Annotated in this window: 14 protein-coding genes, 1 tRNA gene and 1 riboswitch; of the genes, 3 read left to right on the top strand and 12 right to left on the bottom strand. The window is 36.6% G+C overall.

Features of this window, described 5'->3' with window-relative positions:
• Window positions 1–38 precede the first annotated feature (38 nt).
• The 4 genes from IGM09_RS02635 to rpoN form a co-directional block, all read right to left on the bottom strand.
• Window positions 39–1,505 carry an MDR family MFS transporter gene (locus tag IGM09_RS02635; RefSeq protein ID WP_002407996.1) on the bottom strand — a complete coding sequence of 489 codons (1,467 nt, stop codon included), beginning with the start codon at window positions 1,503–1,505 and terminating at the stop codon, window positions 39–41.
• A 169-nt stretch (window positions 1,506–1,674) separates the two neighbouring features.
• The gene (gene metK / locus IGM09_RS02630) at window positions 1,675–2,859 is read right to left on the bottom strand and encodes a methionine adenosyltransferase (protein ID WP_002355656.1); all 1,185 of its coding nucleotides are present in this window, start codon (window positions 2,857–2,859) and stop codon (window positions 1,675–1,677) included.
• Window positions 2,857–2,952: riboswitch (SMK box riboswitch) on the bottom strand. Its footprint overlaps the gene before it by 3 nt.
• A 122-nt stretch (window positions 2,953–3,074) precedes the next feature.
• Entirely contained in the window at window positions 3,075–4,952 is a 1,878-nt protein-coding gene (locus IGM09_RS02625) for an acyltransferase family protein (protein WP_002373449.1), read from the bottom strand.
• 200 nt (window positions 4,953–5,152) lie between these two features.
• Window positions 5,153–6,484 (bottom strand): RNA polymerase factor sigma-54, encoded by a 1,332-nt coding sequence (gene rpoN, locus IGM09_RS02620; RefSeq protein WP_002361288.1) that lies wholly within the window; start codon window positions 6,482–6,484, stop codon window positions 5,153–5,155.
• A 58-nt stretch (window positions 6,485–6,542) separates the two neighbouring features.
• Here rpoN and IGM09_RS02615 point away from each other — a divergent pair.
• A tRNA-Arg gene (locus IGM09_RS02615) sits at window positions 6,543–6,614 on the top strand.
• 655 nt (window positions 6,615–7,269) lie between these two features.
• Here IGM09_RS02615 and IGM09_RS02610 read toward each other — a convergent pair.
• The 6 genes from IGM09_RS02610 to IGM09_RS02585 form a co-directional block, all read right to left on the bottom strand.
• Window positions 7,270–7,470, bottom strand: a complete 201-nt coding sequence (locus IGM09_RS02610) for a cold-shock protein (RefSeq protein WP_002355647.1) — start codon at window positions 7,468–7,470, stop codon at window positions 7,270–7,272.
• 233 nt (window positions 7,471–7,703) lie between these two features.
• Entirely contained in the window at window positions 7,704–8,111 is a 408-nt protein-coding gene (locus IGM09_RS02605) for an NUDIX hydrolase (protein ID WP_002361287.1), read from the bottom strand.
• 25 nt (window positions 8,112–8,136) lie between these two features.
• Complete coding sequence (locus IGM09_RS02600; protein ID WP_033624841.1) at window positions 8,137–9,924, bottom strand: glycerophosphoryl diester phosphodiesterase membrane domain-containing protein; 1,788 nt, start codon at window positions 9,922–9,924, stop codon at window positions 8,137–8,139.
• A 29-nt stretch (window positions 9,925–9,953) separates the two neighbouring features.
• The gene (locus tag IGM09_RS02595; protein WP_033624840.1) at window positions 9,954–10,463 is read right to left on the bottom strand and encodes an SA1002 family membrane protein; all 510 of its coding nucleotides are present in this window, start codon (window positions 10,461–10,463) and stop codon (window positions 9,954–9,956) included.
• A 173-nt stretch (window positions 10,464–10,636) separates the two neighbouring features.
• The gene (locus IGM09_RS02590; RefSeq protein ID WP_002358745.1) at window positions 10,637–11,020 is read right to left on the bottom strand and encodes a bacteriocin; all 384 of its coding nucleotides are present in this window, start codon (window positions 11,018–11,020) and stop codon (window positions 10,637–10,639) included.
• Between the two features lie 24 nt (window positions 11,021–11,044).
• Entirely contained in the window at window positions 11,045–14,848 is a 3,804-nt protein-coding gene (locus IGM09_RS02585) for an isopeptide-forming domain-containing fimbrial protein (protein WP_033624839.1), read from the bottom strand.
• Window positions 14,849–15,312: 464 nt separating this feature from the next.
• On the opposite strand from IGM09_RS02585, the gene IGM09_RS02580 reads away from it, so the two are divergent.
• Complete coding sequence (locus IGM09_RS02580; RefSeq protein WP_002383026.1) at window positions 15,313–15,717, top strand: DUF1622 domain-containing protein; 405 nt, start codon at window positions 15,313–15,315, stop codon at window positions 15,715–15,717.
• Between the two features lie 20 nt (window positions 15,718–15,737).
• On the opposite strand, the gene IGM09_RS02575 is transcribed toward IGM09_RS02580, so the two are convergent.
• Entirely contained in the window at window positions 15,738–16,256 is a 519-nt protein-coding gene (locus tag IGM09_RS02575) for a hypothetical protein (protein WP_002355635.1), read from the bottom strand.
• 195 nt (window positions 16,257–16,451) lie between these two features.
• Between IGM09_RS02575 and clpP the strand changes: the two genes are divergently transcribed.
• A complete protein-coding gene (gene clpP / locus IGM09_RS02570; protein WP_002355633.1) occupies window positions 16,452–17,045 on the top strand; it encodes an ATP-dependent Clp endopeptidase proteolytic subunit ClpP in 594 nt (197 codons plus the stop codon).
• 42 nt (window positions 17,046–17,087) lie between these two features.
• Here clpP and IGM09_RS02565 read toward each other — a convergent pair whose 3' ends face one another.
• Window positions 17,088–17,606 (bottom strand): DsbA family protein, encoded by a 519-nt coding sequence (locus IGM09_RS02565; protein ID WP_010775633.1) that lies wholly within the window; start codon window positions 17,604–17,606, stop codon window positions 17,088–17,090.
• Window positions 17,607–17,670: the final 64 nt, after the last annotated feature.

Below are 17,670 nucleotides of genomic sequence, written 5' to 3'. Positions count from 1 at the left end.
CTACTTTTCCCTCCAATACTCTTTCTATTAGTGTACCACTAAACCTTCGCTCGTTGCGCTTTTGCGAAAATATTTAACAAAAGAGCGACAACAACTAAGCCCGCACCGACTAAGTAAACATTATGCAGACCTGCATAGAGGATACCGCGTAATGGTTTTAACAACGCAGCTGGAATTAAATTTGCAGTATGTGGATTCACTAATTGATTCATGACATCTGCATCGACGTTTAACGCGCTCGCTTCCAATTTCGCAAACATTCCTGCATTTAAAATCACACCAAAAATTGACACCATCACAGTCTGCCCAATTGTACGCACCAACGTATTAAACGATGTTGCAACCCCCATTTTTTCAGGATCCACTGTACTTTGTGCTGTCACCGTAGTCGTTGTGATAGTAATCCCAAAACCAACTCCTAAGACAGAAGACACTACAAAGAAAAGCCAAAACGGAACGGCCATTGGCATTACCACTAAAAAGATGGCCCCGACTAATAGAATCGATAACCCAATCGTTAAGACTTTTTTCATAGCATATTTTTCCATAAAGCTACTTGCTATAAATGATCCAGCCATCCAAAGTAACGACATAGGCGCTAAAACTAAGCCACCAATTCCTGCACTTTTTCCTAAGACACCTTGCATCCACATCGGAATATAGACATCAATCCCCATTAAGAAACCGCTAATAAGCGCCGCAATAAGATTTACTAAAACAAACGTTGGTTGATTAAATAAATGCAAATCAATCACTGGGTCTTGCGCGCGTTTTTCTATCATCACAAACGCTACAAAAAAGAGCACACTTAAACTCAAACAACCAAATGTTACTAGTGTAAAACCATTATCGCTAATCATTTGAAAACCTAGCAATAACGTTAGCAACACGGCCATCAAAGTAACGCTGCCCAAAATATCCATTGGCATCTTGGTCCGTTCCCGCTTTGGTTCAACTAAGAAAATACTAATCAAGCCCAATAAAACAAGTCCAATAGGAACATTAATGAAGAAAATCCAATGCCAACCGACTGTATCTACAATAAAACCACCTGCTAACGGACCAAAAATACTAGCAATTCCCCAGGCGGCACTGTTTAAACCTAAAATTTTCGCTCGCTTGTCCAATGAATACATATCGGCAATAATCGTTAACGCAACTGGTAAAATTGCGCCTGCCCCCACACCTTGAATTGCGCGGGCAATAATTAAGGTCAACATATCTTGAGCAAAGCCACACAACGAGGAGCCCAAAATAAAAATGATAATGCCAATCATGAAGACAGGTTTACGACCAATTTTATCCGCAAGTTTCCCATAAATCGGTGTTAACATCGCATTCGTTAATAAATAAATTGAAAATACCCAGTTCATAATTTCCATGCCATGTAACGAGCCGACAATCGTTGGCATCGCAGTAGACACAATGGTCCCTTCAATGGCTGTCATAAATGTTGCCACAAAAACACTCACCGTGACTAACTTAACATTTGTTTCTTTTGCCATTTGTTCACATCCTTTTCTATTCAATTGTCAATTTTCTAAATTGCTCCATAGCTATTCTATACAAAAAAGAACAAAATGTCTTAAAAAAATGCTTTTTCATAAAAAAATTATTGCAAAAAAAACAAGAAGTCAGCCAATACTTGGCTGACTTCTTGTTTTTTTTATTTAATTATTCAGCTAAACTAGCTTTTAACGCTTCAACTTTATCTGTTTGTTCCCAAGGTAAATCAATATCTGTTCGACCAAAATGACCATAAGCCGCAGTTTGTTTATAAATTGGGCGACGTAAATCTAGCATTTCAATAATACCTGCTGGACGTAAATCAAAGTTTTTACGAACTGCTTCGATTAATTTACTTTCTGGAAGATCACTCGTACCAAACGTATTAATAGAAATAGACACTGGTTGCGCCACACCAATTGCATAAGCTAATTGGACTTCTACTTTTTTCGCCAAACCAGCAGCAACAATGTTTTTCGCGATATAACGCGCAGCATAACTAGCAGAGCGGTCAACTTTGGTTGCATCTTTTCCAGAAAAAGCACCGCCGCCATGACGAGCATAACCGCCATAAGTATCAACGATAATTTTACGACCAGTTAAGCCGGCATCTCCTTGAGGGCCACCGATTACAAAGCGACCAGTTGGGTTGATAAAGTATTTTGTTTCATCATCTAAAAGTTCATGAGGAATCACCTCATTGATTACTTGTTCTTTAATGTCTTTTTCGATTTGTTCTAAGGTTGTTTCATCATCATGTTGTGTACTGATGACGATCGTATCCACACGTTGTGGTTGACCTTGATCATCATATTCCACTGTTACTTGAGATTTTGCATCAGGACGTAAGTAAGGTAAGACTTTTTCCTTCCGCAATTCTGCTAAACGGCGAACCAAACGATGACTTAACGCGATCGGTAATGGCATTAATTCCGGTGTTTCGTCAACGGCAAAACCAAACATTAAGCCTTGGTCACCAGCGCCAATATCGTCTTTTTCATCTTGATCACGCACTTCTAAGGCTGCGTCAACCCCTTGAGCGATATCAGGTGATTGCTCATCGATTGCTACAAGAACTGCGACAGTCTCTCCATCAAATCCATATTTTGCTCGTGTATAACCAATATCTTTCACAGTTTGACGAACAATTTTTTGGATATCTACATAAGCTGTTGTAGAAATTTCTCCAAATACTAGGACTAAACCAGTTGTTACGGATGTTTCACATGCCACGCGGGCCATCGGATCTTTCTCCAAAATCGCATCTAAAATTGCATCACTGACTTGGTCAGCTACCTTATCTGGATGTCCTTCTGAAACGGATTCTGATGTAAATAAATGTCTTTCTGTCATAATGTTATTCCCCCTAAATAGTTTCGGTTACAAGGCATCTTTAGTAAGTAACGACAATTACTTGCTAAATCCTTTCGGGAACTTGTAACAAAAACAGTATACCAGATATCTAAAAAAAAAGCTTAGGTTTTCAAGAAAATCATTAAATTACCTATATTTGCTTTTCCTATAACAAAAAACTTCCAGCCCCTTTCATCTGAGCTGGAAGTTTCTTGCTACTGTAAAATTTTCTCTGCTATAAAGTGTGTATATTGCTCGCCACCTGCCACATTTGGATGAACTCGGTCATCATAAAACCAATCATCATGGGCGTTACTATAATTAAACCAGTCAATGACCGTTAAGTTATCGTATTTTTTGTCCATTTGACTAAGTAAACTATTCACTTGATTTTGCCATCTTCTAGTTGGGACGCGAACATTAATCCAATAAACTTTTCGATTACCTAACGCTTTCATAAATTCATCAAATTGTGCCTCTGTAAAAGGACCATTCGTACCTAAACTCACTAAAACAGTATCTTTGAGCATTTTCTTTTTGTCTAGTTCACCAATTAGTGAAATGCTACTATACAATTGACGGCCCACTTCCCCATCGATAATCATTTTAGGGAAAATATCTTGTAACCCGCTAGCACCATCTAGAATAACAGAATCACCAATAGTTGTGATTTCTAAATTCTGCGCTTTTTTTACTTGCTCTGGTGTGAGTTGTGTGGGTAGAACGTCTTGGCTTTCACTCGGTTTTGTACTACTTTCTGTGGACGTGCTACTATTTTTCGTGCCACTTTCTTGAACTTCTTTTTTACGTTCTTCAATTTTTTGCTGATTTTTCGCAATATTTTTTTCTAGTTGCTCTTGTTGCGCACTTTTAGCGTTTGCTGGGGCCACAATTAAACCGAATACTGCAATCACGCTAATCACTGTCATAAAGGCCATTGTCCCTTTTTCACGAAGGTCCCACGGTTTCCGTAAGAACTCAGTGAATTGAGTCCAGACATCCTTATAAGACAATCGTGTCAGTGGATGTTCGATAAAACGATAAGACAATTCGCTCACTACTAAAATTAATGCTATTTCAACCAATGAATGTAGAAAAACATGGTCCGATAAGGTCTTAATTTTGGCCTCATAAAAAATCATGATGGGGAATTGATACAAGTAAATGCCATAACTCCGTTTACCTATCCACGTAAAGACTGGATTTGTTAACCAACGATTCATATCTGCCCCTGGATGTGCAGTGACGGCCACTAAGACAGTGGCTGCCAAACTGATTAAAAACATGCCGCCATAATAAACAAAATTTGTATGATCTGATAATGTTAAAAAGGCTAATACTAAAAGAACTAAGGCACTTAACCCAGCGCCATTTAAGATTTTTTTAGAGGCTTCTGGAATTTCTTCTTTCAAACGTGTGCTTGGCCAAACATACGCCAATGCACTACCTAGTAAAATAGAAAAAACACGTGTGTCTGTTCCATAATAGACACGTGTAGGATCTGCGCCAGGAACATATAAAACGGCCATCAGCGTCACCGAAATTAAGGCGCCGATTAAAACTAAACTGAAAATTCGACCGCGTTTACGAACAAAGCGTTCCAGAAGAATAAAAAGTAATGGCCAAATTAAATAATTTTGCGCTTCAACTGCCAATGACCAAATATGTACAAATGGCGATTGTGTCGCAAATCCATCAAAATAAGAAAACCCTTTAAAAATTTGCCACCAGTTGTTGTAATAAAAAACACTACTAGCGACAACGCTGCGAATATTGTTTAATAAATCCTGCTGAAAGAGTGTAATATAACTAACTGCACTTAAAAGCATCACAATTAATGCTGGATACAGCCGTTTCATCCTTCGCACATAAAATCCTTTTAAATCAATGGTCTGATTTTCTGCCCATTCTTGCCGCAACAAGTCGTTAATAAGATAACCTGAAACAACAAAGAAAATCGGAACACCTAAGTAGCCACCTCGCATGACTTGGGGAAAAAGGTGATACAAAATCACGCCAATTACAGCGATTGTTCGAATGCCATCAAAACCTGTAATATAGCGTTTTTTCTTGCTATTTGCTGTCTGATTCATTTGTGCTTTCCAACTTTTCTATAAAATTATTCTTTTCCTTTATTTAAAGAAGCAAGTAACTTTAATATACGTTTTTTCCTAGGAAATGGCAAGCAAACTTTGCCTCCTTTAGGCTTTTTTTACAATTCAAAAAACCAACATTTTTTAAATCACAAAAAAACAACCAAAGCTTATGAAAATCACTCATAAGCTTTGGTTGTTTACTCATATCGTTTTCGTTTAGATGAAGATGGAATCCCTAGGGCTTCACGATATTTTGCCACCGTTCGCCGGGATATTTCCATGCCTGAATCTTTTAATCGCTCGACTAATTTTTGATCAGATAACGGTTTACTTTTTACTTCTTGATCAATTAATTTTTGTAGTTGCTTTTTAACCATCGTTGTTGAGACATCCTCGCCATCTTCTTCTGATGAAAGAATACTTGTGGAGAAGAATGAGCGCAATTCAAAGACACCAAACGTGGTTTCTAGATATTTTCCATTGACCGCACGACTAACTGTCGATTCATGAATAGACAAAGCATCCGCAATTTCTTTTAAAGTCATTGGTTTTAATGGCCGATCTGCTTCTAAAAAGAAGGCTTCTTGACGGCGCACAATTTCTTGCCCTACACGTAAAATTGTATCCCCCCGCTGATTCACTGCGCGCTCTAACCATTCAAATTCGTTTTTCTTATCCTTAATATATTCTTGGACTTCTTTGTCGTCAGTCTCTTGCATTCGTTTGAAATAATTTTCTTGAAAATTTAATGTCGGTCGACCAGCTTTGTTGGAAATCACCACTATTCGATCTTCCTTGATTCGGACAGTTAAATCTGGTCGAATATACAATTCCTCGGTCGCATCAAAAATATTCCCTGGCGCTGGCGATAACGTTTGTATATAATCAAAAATCAATTGAATTTCTGCTAATTCAATCCCAAATTTTTTAGCTAACGGGCCCCATTTACGACTCACTAAGGCATCAAACTCTTCCTCCAATAAAATATACGCTAAATTAGGCGCGGTATCGTCTCGTTCTGTTTGTAGCATCAAGCATTCTTGTAAATTGCGTGCCCCCACACCTGCTGGATCTAGCTGTTGTAACAAAGTTAATGCATCTAGCATTTGAATGGCGCTTGCTTCGGTTTTCTCTGCCGCTTCTTCTAACGAAATCGTTAAATAACCATTCACGTCTATATATTCTACTAAAAACAATACCAATGTTCGCAAGTATGTATCGCGGTAATTCAAATGAATTTGATCAATTAAAGACTCAAATAATGATAAATGATAGTCTGGAATTTGATTCATATAATTATTTTCTTCGTCTTGGTTGGTGTAAGAACGACTAGTTATCGGAAAATCTGTGGTGTACTGCGTGTCTACTTGTAAATCAATTAATGGATTCTCTAGTGCTTTCGCTTCAACAAAGGCAGCGAGTTCTTCCGTATTAAATTGTAAAATTTGAATAGATTGTTGAAGCTGTTGAGTCATGGCCAACTTCTGGACTTGTTTTTGTTGTTGGGACATTCGTTGCTCAAATTTCATTATTTTCGTCCTCCCTCTTGTAATTTTTGTCAATATCAGCTAAACTAGTATTCGTGCCGCGCCCTTAGTGTAGTGGATATCACGTAAGATTCCGGTTCTTGAGACGGGGGTTCGATTCCCTCAGGGCGCGTTATTTAAATATGTTGATTTATCAACGTTTCTGGACACTCTTTATTATCTAAAGAGTGTTTTTTTCTTGTTTAGGAATGATTTTTCTATCCGTAGTTTTTTCAAATGTTGCTTGTGGCAAGCTCAATCGCACTTAACGCGACAACATTTGTTCTGCTTCAGCTACAAATCCAATAAGGTTAAAATTCCTCCGTTCCTATTGTAACGCATAACGTTTCCTTTTTCTATCTGCTAAACAAAGTATTACGACAAGTAAACACCTGCTTCTCTCTTAAAGATCCCTTTCTGATTATATAGTAAATTGCTTTTAATTTGTTAATTATTTTACCTAAAACTTGATACCCTAATTAAATAAAGAACCTGGGGCAAAAATCACTTTGGATTTTTGTCCCAGGCTTAAAACCTGATAATTGGCGGGAACAGAACCGTTCAGCTCCGACCTCTAAAATACTTAATTAGAAATATGCTACCCGCAATCACACCAATTATGATTACTAGCCAAAATAATCCACTTACAAGTAACAGTTCAGTTAAGGTCATTTTCAGATTCTCCTCCTTTAAATGGCCTCTGCTTTGTTTTGCTATGTAATTAATGGCGAGATCAGACAACAGCTATCAAAAAAACGGACCAACACGTGGTCCGTTTTCATTCATTATTAAGCTTTTACGATGTTCGTTGCTTGTAAGCCGCGTGGACCTTCTTCAGTATCAAAAGTTACTGCTTGGCCTTCGTCTAAAGTTTTAAATCCATCTGATTGAATAGCTGAAAAATGTGCAAATACATCATTGCCATCTTCACCTGTAATAAATCCAAAACCTTTGTCTGCGTTAAACCATTTTACTGTACCGTTGTTCATATATATTTCCTCCTAGTGCATAAAAATATGCAAGTTATTGCAAAAAATGTTGAGTGGCAAAAGGAGAAGTATAGTTTTTAAATATATAACTCAAATTACTTATCAAAATTGATTACTTAATTACTATAACATATTTATTAGAAATAAACAATGCCCACGACTTTTCCTTGGACTTTCTAAAATAATCAAAGATGCGCTTGACAAAGCCCTAGCAAAAAACACTCCTATTCTTTCTATTTCCAGTTAGTTTTGTTTAACTTTAAATAATCGCTACGCGCCAAATAATCAAATAGCGGAGCTAATCCTGGTGAAAAATTTACTTCCTCAAACCGCTTAATAAATTGTACGCCTTTAATTTTATTTGGTTCGTTCAGCGTAACTTTTCCTTGGGCTTGTTTAGCAAAATAAAAATGTCCTTGCCAAACGATTGAATCAAAAACGAGTGGTCCAGTAAAAATTTCTTCAAGTTCAGTAATTTCCACTGCTAATTCTTCTTTCATTTCACGAATCGCACATTCCAGCGCTGATTCGCCAAGTTCTTGTTTTCCGCCAGGGAAATTCCAAGTGTCTGGCCGATCTTTTAAAATAAGAATTTCATCTGATTGATTTTTAAGAAGTACTCGCGAAAATTCTTTTTTCATTTCGTTTAACCCTCTTCTTCATTTTTTATTGAGAAGCCACACTTGGCAGCATAAAAATATAATGCAAAATACGATCCGCGTACGATGGATTTTTTTCAAAGTCATTGACTTCTTCATTGACTAACTCCAAATCATCGGTAATCACTCCAGCAACGTCCATAAAGAGCATTTTACTTAATACCTCTGAGTCATTAACTGTCCAAGCATAAACTGCTTTTTTCTGTTGGTCAGCTTTTAAAATGAAGGTATCGTTCAACGTGGTAGCTTCCATTGTATACAAATCAGCTTGTGTTTCTGGAAAAGTGAAATTATAAGGCAAAATAAAACTAACTTTTACTTTTGATTTGGCTTTTTTAAACGCTTTGATCACATTGTAGTCGAGAGATTGAACCTGATGGTTATTCTTTATCAGAGGATGTTCATATTTTTCAATAAAGTTAGAAAGCGCACCTTGACTATCTTGTTTAGACGTTTTAATTTCTACTAGTAATTTTTGTTTGACTTGGTTTGCTTTCGCTAAATAATCATCAAAACTGGCAATTGGTGCTTCTTGGCCATTTTCTTTAACGGTCATTTTTGTTAATTCAGCCAACGTAAATTCTTGCGGCGTGCCATCAACGCCGGCGAGTTCTTGAAGGTTTGCATCATGCATCACAACAAATTGATGGTCTTTGGTTTCTTGAACATCAATTTCAATATAATCTGGTTTAAATTTAATGGTTCTTTCCATAGCAGGAATGGTATTTTGTACGCCATTACTATTGGTGACCCCTCGATGCGAAATAATCAAAGGTTTTGATTCTAATAGCCCTGTTAAGTAAACAGCATTGAAAATTATATAGCCGCCAAAAATGGTGAATAGTCCTAGGCCCATTCCGATAGTCACTAATTTATTACGTTTCGTTTCTTTGTCAAAGGCAACTTTTTTCGTCGTTTCTGCTTGAACATTTAATTGTGTATATAAGAAATTAATCAGTAATACTGAAAGCCAAGCATTAGAGACAAACTGTAAAAATTGGACAACCGTTAAATTTAAAATCCCACCTAGCAAGCTAATGGTATCGCTCAAGGTATCTAACTTCAACTGTAGAAGATAAAGTAACACATAAATAACATACGTTGAAACAAATACCGCGATCGTCACAAATGCAATATTACGAATAATGAACCATAATCGTTTGTTTGTCATTGACCAACTAGCCTTAACTGCCTCGCCCGCTTTTTTTCTCTCCAGAATCATTAATGGAAGCGTGTAAATGAAACGAATAGCTAAATACCAGACTAATAACCCAAAGGCCAGTAACCCAACCAAGTAAGGAATTCGTTGGGACAAAAATTCAACAATAAAATCTGGAATCACAAATTTCGTCAATAGATTACTTTGGAAAATCAGGTTACCAAAAGGGACAATGACAACAAAATAACCGAAAAAGAATAACCACGAACGGGCACCTTGCTTTTTAAGAACCTTAAAAGATGCCTTGGTAACTCCTTTAAAATGAAAGCGATGGTCTTGCCGTATTTGAAAAATCCCTAATAATAAAAAGGTAAACTGATAAAAAACTGCACCTAAAAAAAGTAACAACAAGAGAATTAATAACACCAGAGCAAGCGGCTTTTCTAACAATAAATTCAGGTTATTAAACGAAAGATAAGGAATACCTTGAGTTTTTAGTGCGTTGGAAGTAGCCCAACTAAAAGCCCCACCCACCAATAATAATAAAACATTTAAAGTAAAAAATAACCATAAGTACTGCAAGATGTCTTTAAAAAATTGCCTTGTTCCATTTTTAAATGTTTGCCAAGCAGACATACAAACTCCTCCATTCTAAAAGTATCTGATTAAAGTTCTTCCATACGAATCCTAAATAAAACAACGGCAATCCAAATTGAAATAAATGATGGCAAAATAACAATAATGATTGCGACTGGCTCATCAATAGTCCCTTGTAACGTATTTTTTACTTCTGAAGAAACAATAAACTGATCAAAAATCACTTGATAAATAGTAACATAAATCAATACCCATTGAATATAATATTCAATTATTTTCATTAAAGCGATGGGTAAAACAATTTTTTTCGTCGTTAAATTCAATAAAAAATATAATAAAAGACTCGTACTGATGATAACGACTATCCCTAAAAGAAATAACGACTCTAACTGCTCTCCTATTACTTTTGCAACGCCTATTGTTAATAATAAATACATAGCTACCGAAATTAAGATGCTCACACTTAGCATAACAGAAAACAAAAGTAATGCCTTAAGAAAAAGCCACTTATCAACTCTTTTATTTCCAATCAATAAACCTAAAAGAATCACCGACAAAAGTAAAATCAATTCAATCATTCGTTCCTCCTTCCAAAACAAATGAAAACAAATTCATATGTTCGCGTTTATTTTATCAAACCAAAATGGATTTGTAAAACATTTCACATGTTATTTAATAAACGACTATTACTAGAAAAAAGACAAGACAAGTTTCCTTTATTTAGGAAACTTGTCTTGTCTTTTTATTCTTTTTACTTCGTTATTTTTTGATAGTTTGCGAATAATTGATTCGCATCTCCTTCTCCATCAATTTTCTTGAGATGGCCGTTATCTATTTTAAACATAGATGGCACATGTAAAACTTTATTTTCTCGGATAAATGTTGACCATTCCTTCATGGTCTCTTTGTTGGTTAATTCTACATAGTAAACCTGTTTAGGTGCTTGTAATAGTTTCTCGAAATCCTGACAATCTGAACAGTTTTTCTTTTTTAAAACAACATAAAATGTTTCGCCAGAGTGTTTTTTTTCTTGATACTCATTGAAACTTAATTCCTTTTTATGCGGAATAAATGTAAAACCTACCAACAAACTAAGTAACAAAATTAACAGACTGAACGAAATTTTTTTATTCATGTTTTTTCTTCCTTTTTAGTTTGTCTAATTTTTTCTTTTTTTATTTTTTGTTATACCAAAGCTAATAGCCACTATAAGGATAATTAAACCTGCGATCATGTAAAGTGGATTTACTGTTGTATTAGTCATTGGTAAATGAATTCCTTTACTTGCTGATTTCCCAAAATTGACTGGGTTCGTTGGTGCTTGATGATTTGTAGGCGTCAACGGTTTTTTCGGTTTTAGCGGTTGTTTAGGTTCAGGTTTTTTTGGATCTTCTGGCGTTGGTGCAGGCGGTGTTACGGTTGGCTTGTTGGAATGCAACACGTCCCCTTCGTTGCCAAAGTTTAAGTCCGCTTGGTTGGGAATGCCGCCTTGTTCAATATAAGGTGCTAATTCTTCATCGGTTGCGCCGTCTTTAATTTTAGTGGTAATAGTCATTGTGTATGTATGACCAGCTAAGTAAGAGTAGCTGTCATCTTTTTTGTTCATAGTAAAGGTTACTTTGTTATTTTCTTGTGTTACTGTGCCGTTAGCTGTAACATCTTTACCATTTTCATCAGTGATAACGACTTTTTGGATATCTAATAATTGGTTGACGTTATCCACTAAACTAGCTTGGGTCCAAGTGCTTGTTTCGTTACCAAAGGCTGTTTTAACATTCCATTTAAATTCTTGGTCACGGTTGGTTAAATCTAAATGTTCTTGGCCTTCGATATCTTTTGTAATCGTTGGATCTTCTGGCGTTGGTGCAGGCGGTGTTACGGTTGGCTTGTTGGAATGTAACACGTCCCCTTCGTTGCCAAAGTTCAAGTCCGCTTGGTTGGGAATCCCGCCTTGTTCAATATAAGGCGCTAATTCTTCGTCCGTTGCGTCAGCTTTAATTTTAGTGGTGATAGTCATTGTATACGTATGACCACTTAAATAGTCATAGCTGTCATCTTTTTTGTTCATTTCAAAAGTTACTTTGTTATTTTCTTGTGTTACTGTGCCGTTAGCTGTAACATCTTTGCCATTTTCATCTGTGACTTTCACGTCTGTGATGTCTAACACTTTATTAATGTCATCCACCATGCTAGCTTGGGTCCAAGTGCTTGTTTCGTTACCGAAAGCTGTTTTGACGTTCCATTTAAATTCTTGGTCGCGGTTGGTTAAATCTAAATGTTCTTGACCTTCTACGTCTTTAGTGATGTTTGGATCTACAGGTGGCGGTGTTACGGTTGGTTTGTTGGAATGTAACACGTCACCTTCATTGCCAAAGTTTAAGTCGGCTTGGTTGGGAATGCCACCTTGTTCAATATAAGGTGCTAATTCTTCATCGGTTGCGCCGTCTTTAATTTTAGTGGTAATAGTCATTGTGTACGTATGTCCAGCTAAGTATGAGTAGCTGTCTGCTTGTTTGTTCATTTCAAAAGTTACTTTGTTATTTTCTTGTGTTACTGTGCCGTTAGCTGTAACATCTTTACCATTTTCATCAGTGATAACGACTTTTTGGATATCTAATAATTGGTTGACGTTATCCACTAAACTAGCTTGGGTCCAAGTGCTTGTTTCGTTACCAAAGGCTGTTTTAACATTCCATTTAAATTCTTGGTCACGGTTGGTTAAATCTAAATGTTCTTGGCCTTCGATATCTTTTGTAATCGTTGGATCTTCTGGCGTTGGTGCAGGCGGTGTTACGGTTGGCTTGTTGGAATGTAACACGTCCCCTTCGTTGCCAAAGTTCAAGTCCGCTTGGTTGGGAATCCCGCCTTGTTCAATATAAGGCGCTAATTCTTCGTCCGTTGCGTCAGCTTTAATTTTAGTGGTGATAGTCATTGTATACGTATGACCACTTAAATAGTCATAGCTGTCATCTTTTTTGTTCATTTCAAAAGTTACTTTGTTATTTTCTTGTGTTACTGTGCCGTTAGCTGTAACATCTTTGCCATTTTCATCTGTGACTTTCACGTCTGTGATGTCTAACACTTTATTAATGTCATCCACCATGCTGGCTTGGGTCCAAGTGCTTGTTTCGTTACCGAAAGCTGTTTTGACGTTCCATTTAAATTCTTGATCGCGGTTGGTTAAATCTAAATGTTCTTGACCTTCTACGTCTTTAGTGATGTTTGGATCTACTGGCGGCGGTGTCACTGTTGGCTTGTTGGAATGCAACACGTCCCCTTCGTTACCAAAGTTCAAGTCGGCTTGATTAGGAATTCCACCTTGTTCAATATAAGGCGCTAATTCTTCGTCCGTTGCGCTAGCTTTGATTGTTGTGGTAATAGTCATTGTGTACGTATGACCACTCAAATAGTCATAGCTGTCTGCTTGTTTGTTCATTTCAAAAGTTACTTTGTTATTTGCTTGTGTTACTGTGCCATTGGCTGTAACATCTTTGCCATTTTCATCAGTAACAACGACTTTTTGGATATCTAATAATTGGTTGACGTTATCCACTAAACTGGCTTGTTGCCAAGTACTTGTTTCGTTACCAAAGGCTGTTTTGACATGCCAATCGAAACTATCTTCACGATTGGTTAAATCTAAGTGCTCTTGATTTTCGATATCTTTTGTAATCGTTGGATCTTCTGGCGTCACGTCACACGCATGCGCATTGTCATTTTTAGGAATCGTCGCTTCTGGAAATTCCTTAGCAATTGTTCCTTGATTCATTGTCCCACTACTTACAAGGGTTGCTGCATCAATCGCTGTATTTTCTTTGACTTCGTAGTGAATCGTGATGTTTCCTACGTAACCTTCTGTACTAGTTGCTGAAATGGTTTGTCCGTTAATTTGAACAGGCACATCATTTCCAGCATCGTCCGTAGCGGTCGCCGATTGAATGTCAAATTGATCAGCAATTGTTAATGAAGCTGTTGCTGGTGTCGATTGCGCCAGACGATCTTTGACAATTTGTTTTAATTGGGTTGTAAAATCATCAATAGATTGGCTTGTAATAAAATCTTCTGGTGTGCTAGATCCTTGTTGCAACTCTTGTTTTACAAAAGGACCCACTTCTGTTTTATATTTATCAAAATATGAATTTACTGAACTTAAAGATTCAACACTTTCCCAATACGCATTAATCATTTCATAGCCTTGGTTAGTAATTTCTTGGTTTAACGCTAAAACTTCTGCTGCTGCACCTTGATAGTCATTACTATACTCAACCGAAACTTGAAAAGGATGTCTTGGATCTGGATATTCATTGATTGAATCATTGGTGTTGGTTTTATGCAAGTAACCATCTAAACGTGTATTAGCGACCCCATCTGTCACTAATAAGAAATATGTTTTTCGATTCGTTAAATCTCCGTGTGTTTGATTGTACGTATCTAAAGCAAGTTTCAATCCTGAGGCAGTTGGTGTACCACCATACGTCCGAACATCTCCAAAGCCAGAAACAAATTGGCTTTTATCATGGGTTAATTGAGTATCAACACGCACATTCATATCATAATCAGCTGAATTAATTTTTACTTTTCCATCAGGAAATATAAATTGTTTTCCGCCACGATACGAAGCCAGCATCACGCGGTCTTGATCAGATAATCCTTGAACCACTTCATCAATCGCTTGTCTTACATGTGGAAAATTATCTGAAAAACTACCACTGGCATCTTCAACAACCACTAAATCAACCGGTTCCGTTTCACCCGCTTGAACTGGGAAAGTAGCTTGTCCCTCCAATATCCGTTTACAATCAGCTAGACTGTCGTCTTTCACTTTCACCGTATTGGTCATTCCTTCTGTATCTCCTGCTTTAACCACTCCTTCGGCTAAAGCCATTGTGGGACTGAAATTTCCCACAACTGTTCCAGCGACAATCACCATTGTCGATAATAATTTCGTTGCTTTCTTAAACATTTTAATCCTCCCTATTTTCTTTCGCTAGTGTTTGGGACACTTGCTTCTCTTTACTTCAACTACAGCTCCTTAAATCTTTCATCAAGTCGATGTGTCCCCTTGTTTTTGTGACACATCTCTTACTCAATTTCTGATTCTATCACCTTTATAGGCTAAAACTTGGCAGTATTCGGCTCTTGAAAACGTAAAATTTGTCTTTTAAAAATTAATGAAAAGACTATCCACTGACAAAGTTGGTTTTCACTTACTTTTTGACACCTGATTCCTTTTAAAAGTCTTTTTTTACACAAAAAAAGTAAAAGAACCTTTACAGTCCTTTTACTTAATTGTTAGATGCTATTCATAATTTTCTTAGTTTTGTTCTATAAGCTAAATAGTTTAGCCCGTTTATTTCAACAATATTTGACGTTAGTCAGCCGTTTCGTTATAGTTAAAGAAAAGGCTTTTTGGTAGGAGTGAATACGATGAATGAGTGGCCCCATCAGTTAATGACGCTTTTAACCCCACTTTTTGAGCTATGTATTTTAGGACTGAATGTTTTTTCGATTATTGTTTTAGTTTGGGGTGTTTGTTTAGCAGGAAAAGACTTCATTAAAAGTGAACGACAAAATCAAAGCCGCTTTACCTTAACCAAAATGAATACGTTCATCAAAAACTTCCTTGGCAGCTACATTCTGTTAAGTTTAGAAATTTTAATTGCTGCTGATATTATTGAATCCATTGTCAAACCAACTTTTCAAGATATTTTGAAATTGGCAACCTTGGTGATCATCCGTACAGTTATTTCTTATTTCTTACATAAAGAAATTGAAGACACTATGACCGATATGGAACAACAAGAAAAAGAACCAGATACCCCAAAAAATTAGCGGGTACGCTGGTTCTTTTTTTATTTAATCGCTTTAAAATAATGAAGTGGTTCGTTAGACAAACGCTGCATTTTACGTTTTTTATCTTCAATAATTGCTAAAATCTCGTCTGAAAAATTTTCTAAAATAACACGGCCGCCTTTATAGGTGTGACCACCCATTTCAGCAACTTCGCTGGCCGTCAAAATGACTTTACGATGCGCAATTTTTTTGAAAAATTCTTCAATTAAGTACGTCGGTAAGTAAAAATTATTTTGAGCAGAAAATGATTCCAAATAAATAAAATCATCGATGCTGATGAAACAATCATCCATCGATAAGTATTCAATTGATCTGTCTATATATAATTCACGCTTTTGTAAAATTTCTTTGACTTTTTTATTTAATAAATTCAATGATTCAATTTCTTTAACCAAATGTTCTAGTTCACGATAACGTACTTCTTTTCGCTCTTTGTAAGATGAATGTAAGGCGGCACTTGCTGTGACTATTAGCGCACCGACGATTACACCTACCATTCCGGCGATAAAAACAAACATATTTTTCCCCTCGCTCTTTTCTAATTTTCCATTTTAGTATAACATAATCCAAAAGTTTCGGATAAAAAATGATACAAAATTTTTCAAGCGACTTCGTTGACCTTTATTGACCAAAGAGGTATACTTTTCATAGGCATTCAAAGTGCTTTGTGATAGAATGACTTTAAAAGTTTCTTTATATAGGAGGATTTACTTATGAATTTAATTCCAACAGTTATTGAACAATCATCTCGCGGTGAACGTGCTTATGACATTTATTCTCGTTTATTAAAAGACCGCATCATTATGCTAAGCGGCCCTATCGATGATAACGTGGCAAACTCAGTGATTGCACAGTTATTATTCTTAGATGCCCAAGATTCAGAAAAAGACATTTACTTGTACATTAACTCTCCTGGTGGTAGCGTTTCTGCAGGTTTAGCGATTTTCGATACCATGAATTTCGTTAAAGCGGATGTCCAAACGATCGTATTAGGAATGGCGGCTTCTATGGGTAGCTTCTTATTAACAGCTGGTCAAAAAGGCAAACGTTTCGCTTTACCAAATGCGGAAATCATGATTCACCAACCACTTGGTGGCGCTCAAGGGCAAGCAACAGAAATTGAAATTGCTGCTCGTCACATTTTAGACACTCGTCAACGTTTAAATTCAATTTTAGCTGAACGAACTGGCCAACCAATTGAAGTGATTGAACGTGATACCGATCGTGATAACTATATGACTGCCGAACAAGCAAAAGAATATGGTTTAATCGATGAAGTAATGGAAAATAGTAGCGCCTTAAATTAAAAATAAAAAATGGAAACAGCGACGGTCGCTGTTTCCATTTTTTTATTTTTCAATGTATCCTCGTAATTCTTCTTCAGTGACACTTTCGTCAAAGATATGCTCACCAATGATGATCGTTGGTACAAATTGAATGTGCGCCGCATTGGCTTCAGCAATCACGGCGGAAACAAGCGTTGCATCTGTTTGTTCTTTTAAGCCCAGATTTTTTTCAGCATACGTCGCTACTTCTTCTAAGGTTAAGTTTCCCCATTCATCTTGCGTAGCAAACATTTTATGCAATGCTGACAGTGCTTGTTCAGGCGCTGAATAGTCAATGTAGTGATGCATCACATTGCCGCGTTGTAAACTTTCTTTTTCTTTATCAAACAGCTTAATGATACGTTCAACTTTACCACTTTTGACAAATTGTGCTAACAGTTCCTCAGACTCTTCAAACCATTTTCTGCAATAAGGACAGCGAACATTGATAAATTCTATCATTTTGACAGGGGCATTGCGCTCACCAATATGAAGCCCTGTTTCTGTGTTAACTTTTGTTGCATCAATTACTGAAATATCCATAAAAAACCTCATCCTTTCAAACCTTTATTTCTCTTTTAGTATACCGTTTTTCAATAAAAAAATC

Source organism: Enterococcus sp. DIV0167 (assembly GCF_050541555.1).
GTDB classification, from domain to species: Bacteria; Bacillota; Bacilli; order Lactobacillales; family Enterococcaceae; genus Enterococcus; species Enterococcus faecalis.
Note: the sequence above shows the minus strand (reverse complement) of the source record. Positions and strands in the feature narration are given on the sequence as shown.